14 protein-coding genes are annotated in these 15,894 nt (G+C 64.7%); 2 read left to right on the top strand and 12 right to left on the bottom strand.

Annotation, left to right across the window (positions count from 1 at the left end; all coding sequences use genetic code 11):
• Together B5X90_RS17405 and B5X90_RS17400 are read left to right on the top strand one after the other, a co-directional pair.
• The coding region (locus tag B5X90_RS17405) for a sugar phosphate isomerase/epimerase family protein (RefSeq protein WP_143264800.1) at positions 1–424 on the top strand (424 nt) is incomplete at its 5' end.
• A gap of 256 nt (positions 425–680) precedes the next feature.
• Positions 681–1,727, top strand: coding sequence for a helix-turn-helix domain-containing protein (locus tag B5X90_RS17400; RefSeq protein WP_079555205.1), 1,047 nt, complete (start codon positions 681–683; stop codon positions 1,725–1,727).
• A 38-nt stretch (positions 1,728–1,765) separates the two neighbouring features.
• Here the strand turns inward: B5X90_RS17400 and B5X90_RS21050 are convergent, their stop codons facing one another.
• The 12 genes from B5X90_RS21050 to B5X90_RS17340 form a co-directional block, all read right to left on the bottom strand.
• The gene (locus B5X90_RS21050; protein ID WP_143264799.1) at positions 1,766–2,494 is read right to left on the bottom strand and encodes a hypothetical protein; all 729 of its coding nucleotides are present in this window, start codon (positions 2,492–2,494) and stop codon (positions 1,766–1,768) included.
• Positions 2,495–2,560: 66 nt separating this feature from the next.
• Complete coding sequence (locus tag B5X90_RS17390; protein ID WP_256860310.1) at positions 2,561–3,787, bottom strand: EAL domain-containing protein; 1,227 nt, start codon at positions 3,785–3,787, stop codon at positions 2,561–2,563.
• Between the two features lie 207 nt (positions 3,788–3,994).
• Complete coding sequence (locus B5X90_RS17385) at positions 3,995–4,213, bottom strand: hypothetical protein (protein ID WP_079555203.1); 219 nt, start codon at positions 4,211–4,213, stop codon at positions 3,995–3,997.
• Positions 4,214–4,848: 635 nt separating this feature from the next.
• A complete protein-coding gene (locus tag B5X90_RS17380) occupies positions 4,849–5,751 on the bottom strand; it encodes an aldose 1-epimerase family protein (RefSeq protein ID WP_079555202.1) in 903 nt (300 codons plus the stop codon).
• Positions 5,748–7,268: an L-arabinose isomerase gene (gene araA, locus B5X90_RS17375; protein ID WP_079555201.1), complete on the bottom strand. Its 1,521-nt coding sequence runs from the start codon at positions 7,266–7,268 to the stop codon at positions 5,748–5,750. The genes B5X90_RS17380 and araA overlap by 4 nt, the downstream gene beginning before the upstream one ends.
• 94 nt (positions 7,269–7,362) lie before the next feature.
• Positions 7,363–8,082 carry an L-ribulose-5-phosphate 4-epimerase gene (locus B5X90_RS17370; protein ID WP_079555200.1) on the bottom strand — a complete coding sequence of 240 codons (720 nt, stop codon included), beginning with the start codon at positions 8,080–8,082 and terminating at the stop codon, positions 7,363–7,365.
• Positions 8,079–9,809, bottom strand: a complete 1,731-nt coding sequence (gene araB / locus B5X90_RS17365) for a ribulokinase (RefSeq protein ID WP_079555199.1) — start codon at positions 9,807–9,809, stop codon at positions 8,079–8,081. Before araB ends, B5X90_RS17370 begins: the two co-directional genes overlap by 4 nt.
• Positions 9,810–10,049: 240 nt before the next feature.
• Positions 10,050–11,141, bottom strand: a complete 1,092-nt coding sequence (locus tag B5X90_RS17360) for a nitrilase-related carbon-nitrogen hydrolase (RefSeq protein WP_079555198.1) — start codon at positions 11,139–11,141, stop codon at positions 10,050–10,052.
• 187 nt (positions 11,142–11,328) lie between these two features.
• Positions 11,329–12,315: a LacI family DNA-binding transcriptional regulator gene (locus B5X90_RS17355; protein WP_079555197.1), complete on the bottom strand. Its 987-nt coding sequence runs from the start codon at positions 12,313–12,315 to the stop codon at positions 11,329–11,331.
• A gap of 149 nt (positions 12,316–12,464) precedes the next feature.
• Positions 12,465–13,178: a gluconate 2-dehydrogenase subunit 3 family protein gene (locus tag B5X90_RS17350; protein ID WP_079555196.1), complete on the bottom strand. Its 714-nt coding sequence runs from the start codon at positions 13,176–13,178 to the stop codon at positions 12,465–12,467.
• A gap of 36 nt (positions 13,179–13,214) precedes the next feature.
• Positions 13,215–14,867, bottom strand: coding sequence for a GMC family oxidoreductase (locus B5X90_RS17345; RefSeq protein WP_079555195.1), 1,653 nt, complete (start codon positions 14,865–14,867; stop codon positions 13,215–13,217).
• A 43-nt stretch (positions 14,868–14,910) separates the two neighbouring features.
• Positions 14,911–15,861, bottom strand: coding sequence for an aldo/keto reductase (locus B5X90_RS17340; protein WP_079555194.1), 951 nt, complete (start codon positions 15,859–15,861; stop codon positions 14,911–14,913).
• Between the last annotated feature and the right edge of the window lie 33 nt (positions 15,862–15,894).

Genomic DNA, 15,894 nt, shown 5'->3' with positions numbered 1-15,894 from the left:
CGTCCGCACCCTCGAGGCCATCGGGCACCGCGAGGCCTTCGGCCTGAACTGGGACCCCTCCCACTTCATGTGGCAGGGCATCGACCCGGTCTCCTTCATCTGGGACTTCAAGGACCGGATCTACCACGTCGACTGCAAGGACACCAAGCTCCGGCCCACCGGCCGGAACACCGTTCTGGGCTCGCACCTGCCCTGGGGCGACCCGCGGCGCGGCTGGGACTTCGTCTCCGCCGGCCGCGGCGACGTGCCCTGGGAATCGTCCTTCCGCGCCCTGACCGCGATCGGCTACGACGGCCCCATCTCCATCGAATGGGAAGACGCCGGCATGGACCGCCTCCACGGCGCCCCCGAAGCCCTCGCCGCGCTCAAGAAGTTCGACTTCCCGGCCTCGAACACCTCCTTCGACGCCGCCTTCAAACAATAAAGGGACGGCAATGGCCACTCCGGCCGCAGGCAGTGCCGAGCAGGTCGGGACATAGGCAACACCCGCTTAGGGAGCATCCATCTCCTGCGGGCTGATGTCATCGCTGTCGGACCCGATGAGCGGGTGCCACTGAAGTGCTGGTGGCCGGCCGGCGGTAGAATGGACAGACGTTCTACAACCCGTACAACACGGGCACGCCTTGTGTTGCAGCGGCGTGGCACATTGAATCTCGGACGAGCTAGAAGGTCCCCAGCCAATGCAATACATATCTCCCGGCGAGGTCGTGGCCGGCGGTCCGGACGGGTCGCAGCCGGACCAGATCAAACGTTACAGCGTTCCGGCCGGGTTGAGTCCAAACGAAAAATTCGAACATTGGCGGAGCTGGTACGCCAGCGCCATTGATGCTCCCGTTCGGTTGGAAAAAACCGAGAGGCTAGTGCGGCCGGGTTTCAGTCCCACCGCCCTGAGCCTCGACGGTCCCGGGTTCAGCCTCGTTGATGTCACGAATGAACCCTCCAGTTGCTTCTGGAACGGAGATCCGGGGCCCAGCGACTGGCTCGTGTATTTCAGGACTTCGTGTGACAAGTTCAGCTTCTCGGGGCGTTCCGAGGCCGTCTCTCCCGGTACAGTCAGGTTCTTTGATCTTCGTTTGCCGGGCACCTTCTATGCGCCAGCCGGCTTCAGTGCGGTGCGGCTGCACTTCGACCGGGAGCTGCTGGGCCTGGACGAAAGATCGGTTAAACGGCTGCAAGGGTTGGCCGACATCAGAGAAAACCCGATTATGCGTGGGCTGATTCTTCCGGCCTTGTCCGGCTGGCAGCGGTCGGCCATAGCGCAGGAGATGCAGCGTCTCCAACCGGTCGCCCGGTCGATGATGACGGCCCTGGTCAGTTCGCTGCTCGAGACACCGGCCGATCCCGGCGACCTTAAACTGGCCCGAATCGTGGCGATCAAGAAGTTCGTGCGCAAGAACTTCAGAAACCCTGCCCTCACTGTTGACGAGGTCGTGGCCTACTCATTTCTTTCACGCCGAGCCCTTTACTACCTCTTCGAAGTCGAAAGACTCCACGTCAGCGCGCACATTCGCGCCCTGCGGACCTTGGAAGCCCTCGAACTCCTCGCCGAAGCAACCGCCTGGAAACGCTCTCTGTCGGGCATAGCAAGCGCCAGCGGGTTCGCAAGCCTGCAAGCCATGCGTCGTGCCATTAGGGAATTTACGGGTCTGTCGCTTAGCGAAGTTCAGGAGAACCCGGAAGTGCTGCGGAGCCGCTCTGCCGAATTAAGGAAACTGACCGGGCTGTGAACCGGCCGGACAGAATCTCGCCTCGACGGAACTCTGCGTCATGGATTTCGGGGACCAGGGGCCATACCGTGCCCCGCGGAGGAGGGTACGAAGCGGGCGCGTTCCTTCCGGTCATCCCTGTAGCTCTTGACGATGCCGTGGCCTTCCCCATGGCCGAGCCGTGAAATCACGATCGGGCCTGCGGACAGGGCGACCCTGAGGATCTCTCCGGTGATCCTCTTCCCCAGCGACAGTGCTTCGATGGATCCGTGCGGGGCATCAAGGAGTGTTCGCGAGCCGAGGCCGGACGCTTCGATGACGAGAAGGCGCCTGGTCGTGAGGACGACGTGCCCTGCGGTCTCATTCAGGTGCCCCATCCCGATAGCTCGGACGGTTTCGTCTCGAGCCAGCGCGCGAACGATGACACGTAACGTGGTTGGTCCTCCCAAGGAGAGACCTGCCCTCAACGCGGCGTCCTCAAGCCCGTGGTAATACATGACACCCTCGGGCAGCTTTTCCTCGATACTGGCGAAATGATCGTGGTTCAGCGGGCCGGAATCTCCTGTCCAGGCTACATTTGCCCCACGCGCGGACGGCCGCACGGCAGCGGTAAGCTTCGCGGCTCGGCGTCGCTTGCGGAGGGAAAATGGTATCTCGATATTGATACTGTCCTCATCGAAGGACGTGGCCCTGAAACCTGATTCAGCCGCAGCACCGCGGATGTGGTCCCGGGCGGCGTCTGCACCTGTAAGCATCGTCCAAAGGACGGTTTCGGGAGCTGATGTCATCTGAATACTTTCCGTATAGTCGTGGGAACACTGCTCGGGAGGCTGGCCGGCCCCGGCGGATCGGCCCTAGATATCGTGAAAATCGTCATTTCCACTCGTTGACGATCGGTTCCGCTGTCTCCAATGGGACCAGTCCGCCGGAAGCACAGATGGTCGTCCCAAGAGGTAGCCTTGCCCGGCCTTGACTCCCAGTTCAGTTACCGTGGCCAGTTCTGAAGTGGTTTCGATTCCCTCGGCGATAAGACTTGCCCCGATTTGTGACGAGAAGCTGACCATCGCTGCGTACAGGGCTCTCTGGCTGGGGCTGTTGTCGATTCCCGCCAGGATTGTCCGGTCAAGTTTGATCAGTTCTGGGCTGAGCCTAAGGATGTGGCGCATGCACGAGAACCCGGCGCCGACGTCGTCGATAGCTATACGTAGCCCAGCGCTTCTAAGGGGGGCCAGTGCTGCTGTGAGAGGTGCATAGTCAGCTACGGCTGAGCGCTCAGTCAGCTCCACGACGATTCGCCCGGGTTTCAGACCGGAATCCCTCACGATGTCACTTAGCCTCGGATCAAGGCAGGCCGTCGGCGAGAGATTCACGGCAACATAGAGATGGGCAGGCAGCTCCGCTGCGGCCTGCAAGGCAGTGTCCAAGGCAAGGAATTCGAGTTCGAGGCCCCGCCCGATTGCATCCGCCTCGTCGAACCATTGATCCGGAGACCTGATGGGCGAGCTGACGAATCGGGTGAGCGCTTCGGCACCGACAATCTCGCCGGTTCCCAAGACACGGATCGGCTGAAACGCCGTTATCAATGTCCGGGTGGCGAACAGGCGATCGAGGCGCGCCCTGACTTCCTGGTCCGCCGGGCTCTCTGCCGTGGAGACATCCAGCGGCCGCGCGATTCCCTCGAACCCTGATCCCCGGCCTTCCCTGTCGAATCGGCGTCGGCCGACGACCTCAACGCTCAGACTCCGCCCACCCCGGTGGCGGGCGGACAGCACAAACCCTTCCCGGCCCGCGCGTGGATCCGGGTTCCGTGCGGCCTGCTGTTGCCGGACAAGGCTCCAGGCGGCATGAAGGACGACAGGAAGAAGCAGGACCGAGGCGATCGTGGCTATCCTCGCAAGAACCCCACGGCCGCCCCACGGCTCAAGATCAAACAGGAGAGGCAGGAGCACTGACATCGCCAATACCAGTTCGAGGGATAGGACGGCCAGCAACCATCGACCGCCCAGCGTTGTCCGGGGCCGGCCGCTGTCATTCGACGCTGGATAGGCGGGCAACGGCCGTCGACGAAGTGATGTTCCCATGAACGCGTTATGCCGCTGCGTCGGTCGTGAGGGCAGTGTGGTGAAGCATCGCGTCTGGTGACATACGGGTCATCTTCTTCCGTGCTCGATTCGGGTATTGGTCAGCTGGGGGAGCCTCAGGAGATGGGCGTCCAAGGCGTGGCGTGACCTGGCCGGGCATATCCATCAGGCTGCCCTGACTTCGTGCTTGCCAGCACTGTCCCGGTCTCAGGCGAGATCGCGTTCCTGAGTGATTCCGTAGGGAACTTCTGGGCTCAGATTTACTGTGAACGTGGTCGGTCCATGGCGGGTCACGAGAATTCCGTGATTGCCTTCCCTGAGAGCCCCTTCCCGAGCCAATTTCTCAGCGGCATCAAGGCGTTCGGCAATCGACTGGGGCTCGTCTCCTGTGACGTGATAAGTAGCCCCGGTGGCGACGGTGATCATGGGTCGTTCCTGTTCTGGTAGCACTCATATGCAGCCCGCTCTCGCGGCCGGCACACCCGCGGACCGGAGCCAGCATGCGGCACGGAAAGGTCTTTGTGGGTCGGAACCTGGCTCTGGCGGTAAAAACGGCCCCTCCGGCCGGAGTTGCCCCGCCGAAAGCTGTGTGACCGCTTTCAAAAATCCTACGGTTGCTGGACGTGCAAGGAAGGACGGCCTTGTTCCAAAGTGTGCATTGTTCAATCCCTGACCGATCACTTCGTGCAGGGGTACCGTCAACCGAGCCTGGGGTCAGTGTGCGTCCTATGCTCTGGACTCGATCTCAGGGAGGTTTTCCGGGTCCCGGGGCCTCTGGCCCCTGCCACTTAGGGATTCTGGTCGCAGACTGGTTGGTCGCCTGACGGCTCGCCACGGAGCCGACGCGGATGACTCAGAGTTGACCGTTGATGCGTTCGCGAGGGCTAACGCGGGATGTTTTCGTCTGCGGCTGGTCCGGGATTTCGACGACGCAGAACCGGACGGCGCAGAATCAGACCGCGCTGCCTTGGGTAGGGTGCGACGTCATCCCTGAATTCGGGCCGCCGAGTTAATCCGGTCCGGAGGCAGCGCTCTGCCCAGTGCTCGGTGGTCTCGTGCGGTCAGGAAGCGAAGATGCTCCATGACGCTTCATGGGACGCTCCGGGTTGGAGCCGCACCAGGTCCCGGCCGCTGTTGAATGCATCGGGCGGGCAGGTCATTGGTTCGACGGCCAATCCCAGCCGGTTAGGCGCAGGGTGCTCTTTGTCGGCCGTATGAATCTGCAGCCAGGGGCAGCTGCGGTCCCACGCCATGCCCACTCCGGTCCCGTCCGGATCCCGGATGACCATCTGGGAGCCGCCATCGGCGTCGAAGGCAATCTCAGTGAAGGCGTGGTCAATCTTCGTGGCGCCGATTATGCGCGGAGTGCGGAAGTCGAATTCGTGGTCGACGACCGTGCGGAGGGCCACGGGCAGCAACCGGTCGGGCGTGACCTCAAGAAACGTCCGCGCCGGGACCTCGAGGGTCCATTCATCCAGCGGCGCCGGTCCTGCGAGCAGGTAAGGGTGGGGGCAAACCCCATAAGGAGCGGTATTGCCTCCGATGTTGGTTGCCGCGACTCTCGTGTGCAGGCCGTTCCCGTCCAGCCGGTAGCTGGCGGTGAGTCCGATCGTGAACGGATAGCCCGGCCCCGGCTCGATGGCGCAGGAGAGCTTCACGGCGGATTCCGTTGAGGATTCCAGCTTCCAGTCCAGCTCCGGGGTGAAGCCGTGCAGGGCGCACTGCCGGCCGGACTCGTTGACCGGGACCTGGTAGTCCGCGCCGTCAAAGGTGTACCTGCCGTCGGGAATCCGGTTCGGCCAGGGCGCGACGATGACGCCGCGGAAGTCGGGGTTGGGGCCGCCGGCCGGGAACGGGACGATCAGGTCCCGTCCCCGGAACTGCAGTTCCCGCACGGCGGCTCCGCGGGCGGTGATGACCGCGGTGTAGTCCCCGTGCCGGAGCCCGTGTTCGGTGCCGGTCACAGGCCGCCGGCCAGTTTGTAGTAGGCGGCGTTCCAGGCCAGTTCCTTCTTGAACCCCCGGATGGTGGTGCCGTAGTCGATGGTGAGCAGTTCGGTTTGGGCGATTTCGGCGAAGTCCTCGAAGACGTCCATGCCGACGGCGGTGGACAGCACGGTGTGGTGCGCGGCCCCGGCGGTCAGCCAGGCGGCGGCGGAGGTGGCGAAGTCCGGTTTGGGTGACCAGAGGGCGCGGGCCACCGGCAGGTTAGGCAGCGGCTCGTCGAGGTCCACGACGTCCACGGCGTTGGCCACGAGGCGGAAGCGGTCGCGCATATCGGACAGGGCCACCACGACGCCGGGACCGGCGTCGGTGTCGAAGACCATCCTGACGGGGTCTTCCTTGCCGCCGATGCCGAGGGGGTGGATTTCCACGCGGGCCCTGGTGGCGGTCAGGGATGGGCAGACCTCGAGCATGTGCGCGCCCAGGATCTTTTCCTGCCCGGGGACGAGGTGGTAGGTGTAGTCCTCCATCAGCGAGGCGCCGCCGGGCAGTCCGGCGCCCATCACCTTGGCGGCGCGGACCAGGATCGCGGTCTTCCAGTCACCCTCCGCGCCGAAGCCGTAGCCGTCGGCCATGAGCCGCTGCACGGCCATTCCCGGCAGCTGGCGGAGCGTGCCCAGATCCTCGAAGGAGGTGGTGAACGCGGCGGAGCTGTTGGCTTCCAGGAAGGACCGCAGGCCCAGTTCGATCCGGGCGCTGTAGCGCAGCGACTCGTGCCGCGCTCCGCCGGCCCGAAGTTCGGTGGCCACGTCGTAGAGCCGCTCGTATTCGGCGACGAGGGAGTCGACGTCGGCCTCCGGGGCGCCGTGCACGGCGTCGGCGAGTTCGTTGACGGACCACGTGTTGACCGAGACGCCGAAGCGCAGCTCGGCCTCGGTCTTGTCCCCTTCGGTGACGGCGACGTTGCGCATGTTGTCGCCGAACCGGGTGAGTTTGAGCGTCCGCACGGCGGCCCAGCCGGCGCAGGCGCGCTGCCAGGATCCCACCTGACGGGACACCTCCGGGTTGGACACATGTCCGACGACGGTTTTGCGCGGGATGCCGAGGCGGGACTGGATGTAGCCGAACTCGCGGTCGCCGTGCGCGGCCTGGTTGAGGTTCATGAAGTCGAAGTCGATGTCCGCCCACGGCAATTCGATGTTGGCCTGGGTGTGCAGGTGCAGCAGCGGTTTGCGGAGCAGGTCCAGACCCTGGATCCACATCTTGGCCGGGCTGAAGGTGTGCATCCAGGCGGTCACGCCGATCACGGCGTCGTCGGAGTTGGCTTCCAGGGCGGTGCGGCGGATGGCGTCCGAGTCCGTCAGCACGGGCTTCCAGACGATCCTGACGGGGACGTCGGCGGAGGCGTTCAGGGCGTCGGCGATCTCCTGCGACTGGGCGGCGACCTGCTTGAGGACGTCCTCGCCGTACAGGTGCTGGCTGCCGGTGAGGAACCAGACCTCGTACTGGTCGAGGGAGGTGTTGTTGGCGTTGGACATGGGTGTCTCCTGGGATAGGAAAAAGGTCGTTGGACGGGGCGCCGGGCCAGCTTGGGAGTGCGGTGGCCGGGCGCCCCGGGCTTGTGGGGTGCGGCTACCGGCCGTAGACGTTCTGGTAGCGGGCGTAGAGCGAGTCGATCTGGGCGGGGTCGATGGGCAGCGGCTCGCCGAGCTGGCGGGAAACGTGGACCGTCTTGGCCACTTCCTCGCACATGACAGCGGCTTTCACTGCCGAGCGGGCATCCTTGCCGACCGTGAAGGGCCCGTGGTTCTGCATCAGCACGGCCGGCGAGGTGGACCGGGCCAGTGTGTCCACAATGCCGCGGCCGATCGAGTCGTCCCCGATCAGCGCGAACGGGCCCACCGGGATCGTCCCGCCGAACTCGTCCCCCATCATGGTCAGCACGCAGGGTATCGCTTCTCCCCGGGCAGCCCAGGCCGTGGCGTAGGTCGAGTGGGTGTGCACCACTCCCCCGACCTGCGGCATGTGCCGGTAGACGTAGGCGTGCGCCGCGGTGTCCGATGAAGGCGTGAGGTCCGGGTTGCCCCATTCGACTCTCTCGCCAGCGCCGGCACGATCGCCGACGGGAAGCGAAGTCACCGGCGTGCCGTACAAGTCCGTGACCACCATGAGCTCCGGGGTCAGCTCGTCGTAGGAGACGCCCGAAGGCTTGATCACCATGAGGTCGTAGCCGGGGACGCGCGCGGAAACGTTCCCGGCCGTCCACACCACCAGCCCGTAGCGGGTCAGCTCGGAGTGCAGTCCGCAGACTTCCCGGCGGATCCGGGCGATGGACTCCAGCAGCGCGCTCATGCCGGCACTCCGTCGGCGAGGAGGGCCGCGCCGATGAGGGGCCGGACGGCACTGCGCTGGATCGCCTTAAGCCGGTGCATGACCTCGTTCGTTCCCCTGCCGAAGTAGTCGTGCAGGGTCCGGTACTCCTTGAACAGTTCGTCGTAGGCGGCGACGTTCTCCGGGACCGGGGTGAAGACGGCGCCCGGCGCCGAGCCCATCGCGGCCGCAGCCGCCCTGACGTCCGGGTACTTTCCGGCCGCGACGGCCGCGTGGATGGCCGATCCCAGGGCCGGCCCCTGGGCGGAGCCGATGGTGGAGAGCTGCAGGCCCGTGGCATCGGCGTAGATCTGCATCAGGAGCCTGTTCTTCAGGAGCCCTCCGGCGACGATGAACTCCTTCACCGGCACCCCTGAGTCCCGGAAGGCGTCCACGATGGTGCGGGTTCCGAAGGCCGTGGCCTCCAGCAGGGCCCGGTAAATGTCCTCCGGACGGGTGGCCAGCGTCTGTCCGACCACGGCGCCGGAGAGTTCGTGATCTACCAGCACGGAGCGGTTTCCTGAGTGCCAGTCGAGCGCGATCAGGCCGTGTTGTCCGATCGCCTGGTTGGACGCGAGTTCGGTGAGATATTCGTGGATGTCCAGGCCGGCGGCAGCCGCGGCTTGGTGGTATGCCGGAGGGACACCGTTCTTGGTAAACCAACCGAAGATGTCCCCCACCCCGGACTGCCCGGCCTCATAGCCCCAGAGCCCGTCCACGATGCCGCCGTCGACGACGCCGCACATGCCTGGCACTTCCCGCAGCTCGGTCCCGTTCATGACGTGGCAGGTGGAGGTGCCCATGATGGCCACGAGCTGTCCCGGCTCGACAGCCCGGGCCGCCGGCGCGGTGACGTGCGCGTCCACGTTGCCGACCGCGACGGCGATCCCCTCCGGGAGCCCCGTCCAAGCGGCGGCTTCGGCAGTCAAATAGCCGGCGGCGTCGCCGAGCCGACCGATGGTGTGTTCCAGCTTGGTGGACACGAAGTCCTTGAACTGCGGGTTCAGCGCGGCGAGGAAGTCTTCGGACGGATAGCGGCCGTCCTGGTAGATGCCCTTGTAGCCGGCCGTGCAGGCATTGCGGACGTAGCTGCCGCACAGCTGCCAGACAATCCAGTCCGCGGCCTCCACCCAGCGGTCCATCGCGGCGTAGCTCTCCGGGTCCTCCTCGAGCAGCTGCAATCCCTTGGCGAATTCCCATTCGGAGGAGATCAGCCCGCCGTAGCGGGGCAGCCAGCTTTCGCCCCGCTCGGCGGCCAGGGCGTTGATGCGGTCCGCCTGCGGCTGCGCGGCGTGGTGCCGCCACAGCTTCACATAGGCGTGTGGCCTCTCCGCGAAGCCCGCCACTTCACTGAGTGGAGTGCCGTCGGCTTTGACCGGGAGCATGGTGCAGGCCGTGAAGTCCGTCGCGATCCCGACGACGTCGGAAGGATCGATGCCGGCGTCGGCGATCGCCGCGGGCACAGCCTGGCGCAGGACCTCCCGGTAGTCATCGGGCACCTGGAGCGCCCACTCTCCCGGAAGCCGGATGCCGGCGACGCCCGCCGTGTCCTCCGGAAGCTCGCCGGTGACCACAGCATGCGGGTAGTCAAAGACCCCGCTGCCCAGTTCCTTGCCGTCCCGGGCCCGGACGACGACGGCCCGCCCGGAGAGCGTGCCGTAGTCCACGCCAATGACAAATTTTTCGGTTCCGTCCACTGAGACGTCCATGAATCCTCCAAGCAAAACACCCGTCGACTCCACGGGCTGAAATGGGTGTTAGCGCTAACATTATTTGCCGACAAATGTCCTGAGCCCCGGTGGCGGTGCGAGGACTTAGTGGCCTCGCCCTGGGATAGGCGCCGTCCGGGGTATCGGCCTCTGTGGGCAAGATTCGTTGACACGAGACTAAATCGGGGAAGTCGTGCCGGCCGGGGTGCGCGTTACGCGCACCCCGGCCGGACTACCAACCTAGGCTTTATAGCCGGTGGGCGGCGTGAGTACGCCGCGCTCGATGAGTTTCTCGATGTTGGCGGCCCGTGTTGAGTCTTCCCGGGCGAGCCATCCCTCACCCGGGGGTGCCTCGAGGTACTGGTTCTTCGGGTAGATCGGGTTGTCGTAGATGACCCGATACTGCTCGGTGCGCAGGTCCTTAACCTGGTTGTACAGGCCGTTCGACACCCGGGCCCGCCGGAGCGCTTCGATGTCGATCGTGGTGCAGACGAACGAGTCACCCGAGGTCCAGCCCTGCTGCTTGGTCAGGATCTGGCCCCGGGGACCGACAATCATGGACTGGCCGCCGAACAGGTCCTGCATGCTCCCGTCCTCGCGGACCTCCGGCCCCAGGTTCGGGGCGACGACGTACGCCGAGTTGAACATGGCGTGCGCACGGTTCTGCAGCTCCCACATGCCGTTCTGGACGGCCGGCTCGATCAGTGTGCCCCGGATAATGATCTCGGCGCCGTTCATGGCCAGGCCGCGCGGGACCTCGGGATAGACACCTTCGTGGCAGATGGCATACCCGATGTTGCCGATCTCCGTCTTCGCCACCGGGAAGATGGCGTCCATTGCGTTGCCGTTCCCCTTCTTTTCAATCCACTCGTCCCACACGTCGTGCGGGTTCATGTTGCCGAGCATGCCGCCCTCGTAGGCGTCACTGGTGGCCTTGTAGCGCTTGTAGATGATCTCGCCCTGCGGATCGATAATGAAGGCGACATTGAAGTGGCGGTCCGGGAAATCATCGTCCTTGACCATGTACAGCTCGGCGGCGATGTAGGTGTTGAGCTCCACGGCCTTCTTCGCCAGCTCGTCCGTCTCCGGACCGGGGATCGTCACGGCAAAGTGGCGCTCCTTCTCACGGTTCCCGGGCGTGTTGGCGATCATGCCCTGGATCGCCATTTCGGGCAAGACAACCAGCTTGACCGGAGAGCCCTCCCAAGCACCGACCATCACCGCCGTGTCGATGAACTCGTTGATGCGCTTGACGTTGGCTACGCCGTCGCCGGGATTCTTCACATTGATAGTCCTCGGCGAAACTGCCACAACGACAAATGGATCGACCATTGTTTTCTCTCTTTTCTCTTCTTTGAGTACCTGAGTTAGCGCTAACTCACGTTAGTCGGGTCTGGTAGAACTTTTCAAGACCTTGGTCTTAGCTTTTTGGGAAATGGGCAATGCCCTTTAGTCACTCACGCCAAAGGGGCTGCTAAAAAGGCATGAGTGTGGGAAGTCAGAGCCTCCGGTGGTGGCGCTAGCTTCGTGGGGGGGCCGTGGTATCGCGGAGTATCAGTCGCGGTTCCAGCAGAGGGATATCTCCCTCAGCCTCCTCTTTGATCATGGACAGTACGCGGCCTACAGCGATGTGGCCAATGGCTTCAAAATCAAGCCTTACCGTGGTCAGTGCCGGCCGAAAGTAGGGTGCTTCTTTGACGTCGTCGAATCCAACGACGCTGACATCGCCCGGCACGTCGCGCCCGGCCTCGTCCAGGGCCTTGATCACCCCGAGCGCGAAGGGGTCGTTGGCAGCGAAGATCGCCGTTACGTCCTGCCTTGCGGCCAGTTCGCGGCCGACTCGGTATCCCTCAGCGGCGGACCAATCGGACGTTGCAAGCGGCGTGGGAGCGAAGCATCCCGCCGCCCCCAGTTCTTCTGCCCATCCTTGGACCCGGGCGGATGTTGCCATCCACCCCGGGGGGCCTTGGACGTGCCACACTGTCTTGTGCCCAAGGTCCAGCAGGTGGCGTACCACCATCCGGGCTCCCTTTACTTCGTCAACGGAAACGCTATTCGGGCTCGGCTGCGATCCTTGCTGGAACGTCACCACGGGAACGCCGATGTCGAGGTCGTCGAGAACGGAGATCGCATCCAGGAGCGGCGCGAGCACGATCACGCCGTCAACTGTGTCCGAATTAATGGACTCGAACGCAGCCCTGATGTCCTTCCGTTCGAGGCTTGCCAGGGTGACTAAACGCGTCGCGTAACCATGCTGCCGCGCTTCCTCGGAAATACCGTACAGGGCCACCGTTGGTCCGAGGACCGACAGTTCGAAACTAACAACGCCGATGGTCATTGTGCGGTTGCTGGCCAGAGCGGCAGCCGCGGGATTTCGCCGGTACCGGAGCTGTTCGATTGCGTGCTGGACGCGTCGACGGATGTCGGGATCCACATTGGTTGCCCCCCTGACAACCCGGGACACCGTCTGCTGGGAGACGCCGGCGAGCCGGGCGACGTCGGACATCCGGGGAGCCTTCGACCTGGAGGCCAGCCGCTCCCCGCGCCCGTTGGGGTTGCGGGCGTCTGAGGGCGCGGAAGTCGTGGACACACCTCCATTATCCCCGGCTATCCCCGACAGGGCCGGGAGCGCGCCCCCGATCGGCGCGCCCCCGATCACGGGCGCCGGTACCTCAGGACTTCGGGATGTTGATCGTACGGCCATTCCGCCGCCTCGATCATGTACTTACGGGTCGTGTAGCTGCCGTCCATGGTTGACGCCAGCGACGGGGGCCCGTCGAAGCCGATGACGCCCCAGCCGACCCGGTTCTCGTTGCCGCCGTACACCGGGTCACCGTAAAACCCCTGACGGGTGTTGAGCACCAGCAGCGGGAAGAACTCGAGAAAGTCCTCGTTGACAGGTTGGTTGCCTGCCGGCGCGCCCCCGAGCCCCGCTTCGGAGTGTTCCAGTGAGAATGCGTTTGGCTTCGCCGCGCCCGACAGCGTCTCGAGCACGACGTCCTGGTCCTCTTCGGAAAGCTCGAGGAAGTCGACGTCGGCGCGCTCTTTCGCCAGGCGGTCCAACTCCACGACGCCTTCGCGGTAAAACTCCCGGCGCTGCTTGATGCGCTCCCGCCACGCCGCCTCGTCGCGGCCCTCCATCCGGAGGAACCCGTTCCCATCTGCAGCCGGGAAGATGAACTGCGTTCCCGCGAGCATCCGGTCAATGAAGCGCACCACCTTGGCCTCACGCGCGCCCGGGTGGTGGTCCGTGGGGATGATCCGCGCGGAGGCCGCCTCGATCGTATTCCACTCGTGCTCGGTGAAGAAGACCGGGCCGTCGACGTCCCGCGTTGAGATGGGCACTGTAGCCCATTCCGCCTGTCCCATGTGACATCTGTCCTTTCGTGTCCTGTGATGCCTGAATTAGTTTTCGGACCAGCCGTGGCGGTCAACCTGGAGGATGCGATCCGAGCACCGCCAGGCGTTCGCCATGATCGTCAAGGCCGGGTTGATGCCGGTCGCGGTCGGGAAGAAGCTCGCGTCGAAAACGTAGAGGTTCGGTACCTCGTGCGAGCGGCACCAGCGGTCGACGACGGACGTTGCCGGGTCGTTGCCCATGCGAGCGGTGCCCAGTTCGTGGGAGGTGTTGCCCGTGATCCGTTCCATGTTGACCGGGATGACCTTTTTCGCGCCGGCGGCCTCGAGGATTTCCCCGTTTTTGGCGACCTGCCAGCGTTCCTGGGCGAAGTCGTTGGAGTGGGGCGTGTGGGTTATGCGGGCTACGGGCAGGCCCCAGGCGTCCTTGACGTTCGGGTCAAGATCGACGCGGTTGTCCTCGACCGGCAGATCGTGCAGCAGGACGCCGATCTTCATGCTGTGGTTGAAGAACTCGCGGTCTGCATCCTTCGCCGCCTGGCCCCAGGTAGGCCGGCCGGGGAAGCTCCAGTTCACCGGGTGGCCGATCATCGACGGGAAGATCAGCGACCCGAGAATGTGGCCGCGGCTTTCGTCCGTCTCGTAGAAGTCGAACGAACACAGGCTCATGTAGTGGCCCGCCCACCCGTACAGCGGGTCGCTGACCTCACGGTCGAACAAGCCAACCGAGAATGAGTACTGATGGAAGGTCGCGTTCTTGCCGACCATGCCGCTGCCGTTGCCGAGGCCGTCCGGGAAGAGCCCGGACTTGGACATGAGCAGCAGGCGCGGGGTCTCGATGCCGCCGCCACAGACAATCACGGCTTTGGCGTGCTGGACGAATTCGTCGCCGTCCTCGTCCTGGTAGCGGACACCGGTGGCGCGGCCGTCCTTGCCGACGAGTATCTCGCTTACATAGGAGTCGGAGCGGAGGTCGTAGCGCCCGGTCGCGACCGCGTCCGGAATGAAGCTGATCAAGGTCGATGACTTGCCGTTGCCGGGATCCGGGTACTGCTGCCAGAAGCCGTTCTCACTGAAGGGCTGACGGCCCCGGTAGGGTTCGGTGACCATGCCCTGCGGCATCGGGAAGGTGCCATGGCCGAGCTTGGACATCGCAGTGGCAAAAGTCCGCCCGATCTGGCTCAGCGGTGACGGCTTGGTCGGGTAGCCGCGGCTGCGCCACGCCTCCCACTTGTTCGCCCCCGCCAGGCCCGAGGTGCCGAACTCCCACTCAACGCGCGTGTAGTACGGCTCCAGCTCGTCATAGGAGATTGGCCAGTCGACCAGGCTCGCGCCGGGAACATCACCGTGCAGACTGCGCAGCTTGAAATCGCTCTCGGCCATGCGCGGCACCATGCCACCCCAATGGGTGGTGCCGCCGCCGACGACCTGCGGCGTCGCGGAGAAGTTGGTGATTTCCGCCTCGACCTTGTCGTTGGGGCGGTAGGTCCGCGGCTTGATCTTGGGATCCTGCCAGATGAAGTTCCGGTTGAGGAACTTGAGCTCGTCTCCCGAGGCGTGCTCGGGCTTTAGCCAGGGCCCACGCTCGAGGCCCACCACCTTCAGGCCCGCTTCGGACAGCACCTTCGCAGCGGTTGCCCCGCCGGCGCCTGCGCCGACGATGACAACGTCCACCGGCTCGGGCTGCTTCTTCCTGGTCATTGCTTGGTTTCCTTTCGTAAATTCCTGCTGCTTGCCCCGGCAGTCAGACCGTCACGGCTTCGATGCCGTTCCGGCCCTCGCGAGCTAGTGGCAGGAGCTGGTCCCAGAGGTCCTGAGGGACCTCATGGCTCAGCAGGCGGACTGTTTCTTCGACCCGGCTCGGCTGGGACATTCCAACGATGGTGGACGCGACGCGCTCGTCGCGCACGGAGAACTGCAGGGCCGCAGCCGCGAGCGGCACACCGTATTGGTCACACAACGCTTCCATGCGCAGGACCCGGTCGATCGTCGCCTGGTCGACGGGTGCGTAGCAGTACCGCGGGACGGCCCGCGGTCCCTTCACGAGCATCCCACCGCCGAACGGGGCGGCGTTCACGAAGGCGACTCCGCGCCGGCCCGCTTCTTCCAGGAGCGGTTCGGCCGTCTGTTCGACGAGCGTGTAGCGGTTGTGGCTGATGACGGCGTCGAACGCGTCCGTCCCAAGGTACTTCAGCTCGAGGTCGATGGGGCCTCCGGCTACGCCCAGGTACTGGATGACGCCTTGGTCACGGAGGTCAATGAGGGCCTCCAAAGGACCTCCCTTGGCCACTCCCTCCTCGAACGAAATCTTCTCGGGGTCGTGCAGGTAGACGAGCTGGAGCTTGTCCAGGCCGAGACGCTCGAGGCTCTCCTCGACCGACCGGCGCACGCGGTCGCCGGAGAAGTCTGTGGTGCCAGGAATCGGATCGACCTTCGTGGCGATCACGTAGCCCTCGGGGATGCCGCCGCGCTCGGCGATCACCCGGCCGATCCGCTCTTCACTGGCGCCGCCGCCGTACTCGTTGGAAGTATCGATGAAGGTGAACGGCCCGTCGAAGACGCGGTGGATCGTGGCGACGGCGGTGTCCTCATCGACCTCGTAACCGTACTGGGCGGGGAAGCTCCCGAGCGCACTCGTGCCGACACAGATGTCTGAGACGGTCAGATCGGTGCGACCGAAGGGACGAATGGACATGAAATTCCTGCTTTCTGAGGCTGAATGAGCTAA

The sequence above is a fragment of the Arthrobacter sp. 49Tsu3.1M3 genome (assembly GCF_900168135.1).
Classification (GTDB): Bacteria; Actinomycetota; Actinomycetes; order Actinomycetales; family Micrococcaceae; genus Arthrobacter.
Note: the sequence above shows the minus strand (reverse complement) of the source record. Positions and strands in the feature narration are given on the sequence as shown.

Coding starts and splice junctions, on each gene's coding strand:
- B5X90_RS17400 (WP_079555205.1), top strand. CDS start 681: ATGCAATACATATCTCCCGGCGAGGTCGTGGCCGGCGGTCCGGACGGG.
- B5X90_RS21050 (WP_143264799.1), bottom strand. CDS start 2,494: ATGACATCAGCTCCCGAAACCGTCCTTTGGACGATGCTTACAGGTGCA.
- B5X90_RS17390 (WP_256860310.1), bottom strand. CDS start 3,787: ATGGGAACATCACTTCGTCGACGGCCGTTGCCCGCCTATCCAGCGTCG.
- B5X90_RS17385 (WP_079555203.1), bottom strand. CDS start 4,213: ATGATCACCGTCGCCACCGGGGCTACTTATCACGTCACAGGAGACGAG.
- araA (WP_079555201.1), bottom strand. CDS start 7,268: ATGTCCAACGCCAACAACACCTCCCTCGACCAGTACGAGGTCTGGTTC.
- B5X90_RS17370 (WP_079555200.1), bottom strand. CDS start 8,082: ATGAGCGCGCTGCTGGAGTCCATCGCCCGGATCCGCCGGGAAGTCTGC.
- araB (WP_079555199.1), bottom strand. CDS start 9,809: ATGGACGTCTCAGTGGACGGAACCGAAAAATTTGTCATTGGCGTGGAC.
- B5X90_RS17360 (WP_079555198.1), bottom strand. CDS start 11,141: ATGGTCGATCCATTTGTCGTTGTGGCAGTTTCGCCGAGGACTATCAAT.
- B5X90_RS17355 (WP_079555197.1), bottom strand. CDS start 12,315: ATGTCCGACGTCGCCCGGCTCGCCGGCGTCTCCCAGCAGACGGTGTCC.
- B5X90_RS17350 (WP_079555196.1), bottom strand. CDS start 13,178: ATGGGACAGGCGGAATGGGCTACAGTGCCCATCTCAACGCGGGACGTC.
- B5X90_RS17345 (WP_079555195.1), bottom strand. CDS start 14,867: ATGACCAGGAAGAAGCAGCCCGAGCCGGTGGACGTTGTCATCGTCGGC.
- B5X90_RS17340 (WP_079555194.1), bottom strand. CDS start 15,861: ATGTCCATTCGTCCCTTCGGTCGCACCGATCTGACCGTCTCAGACATC.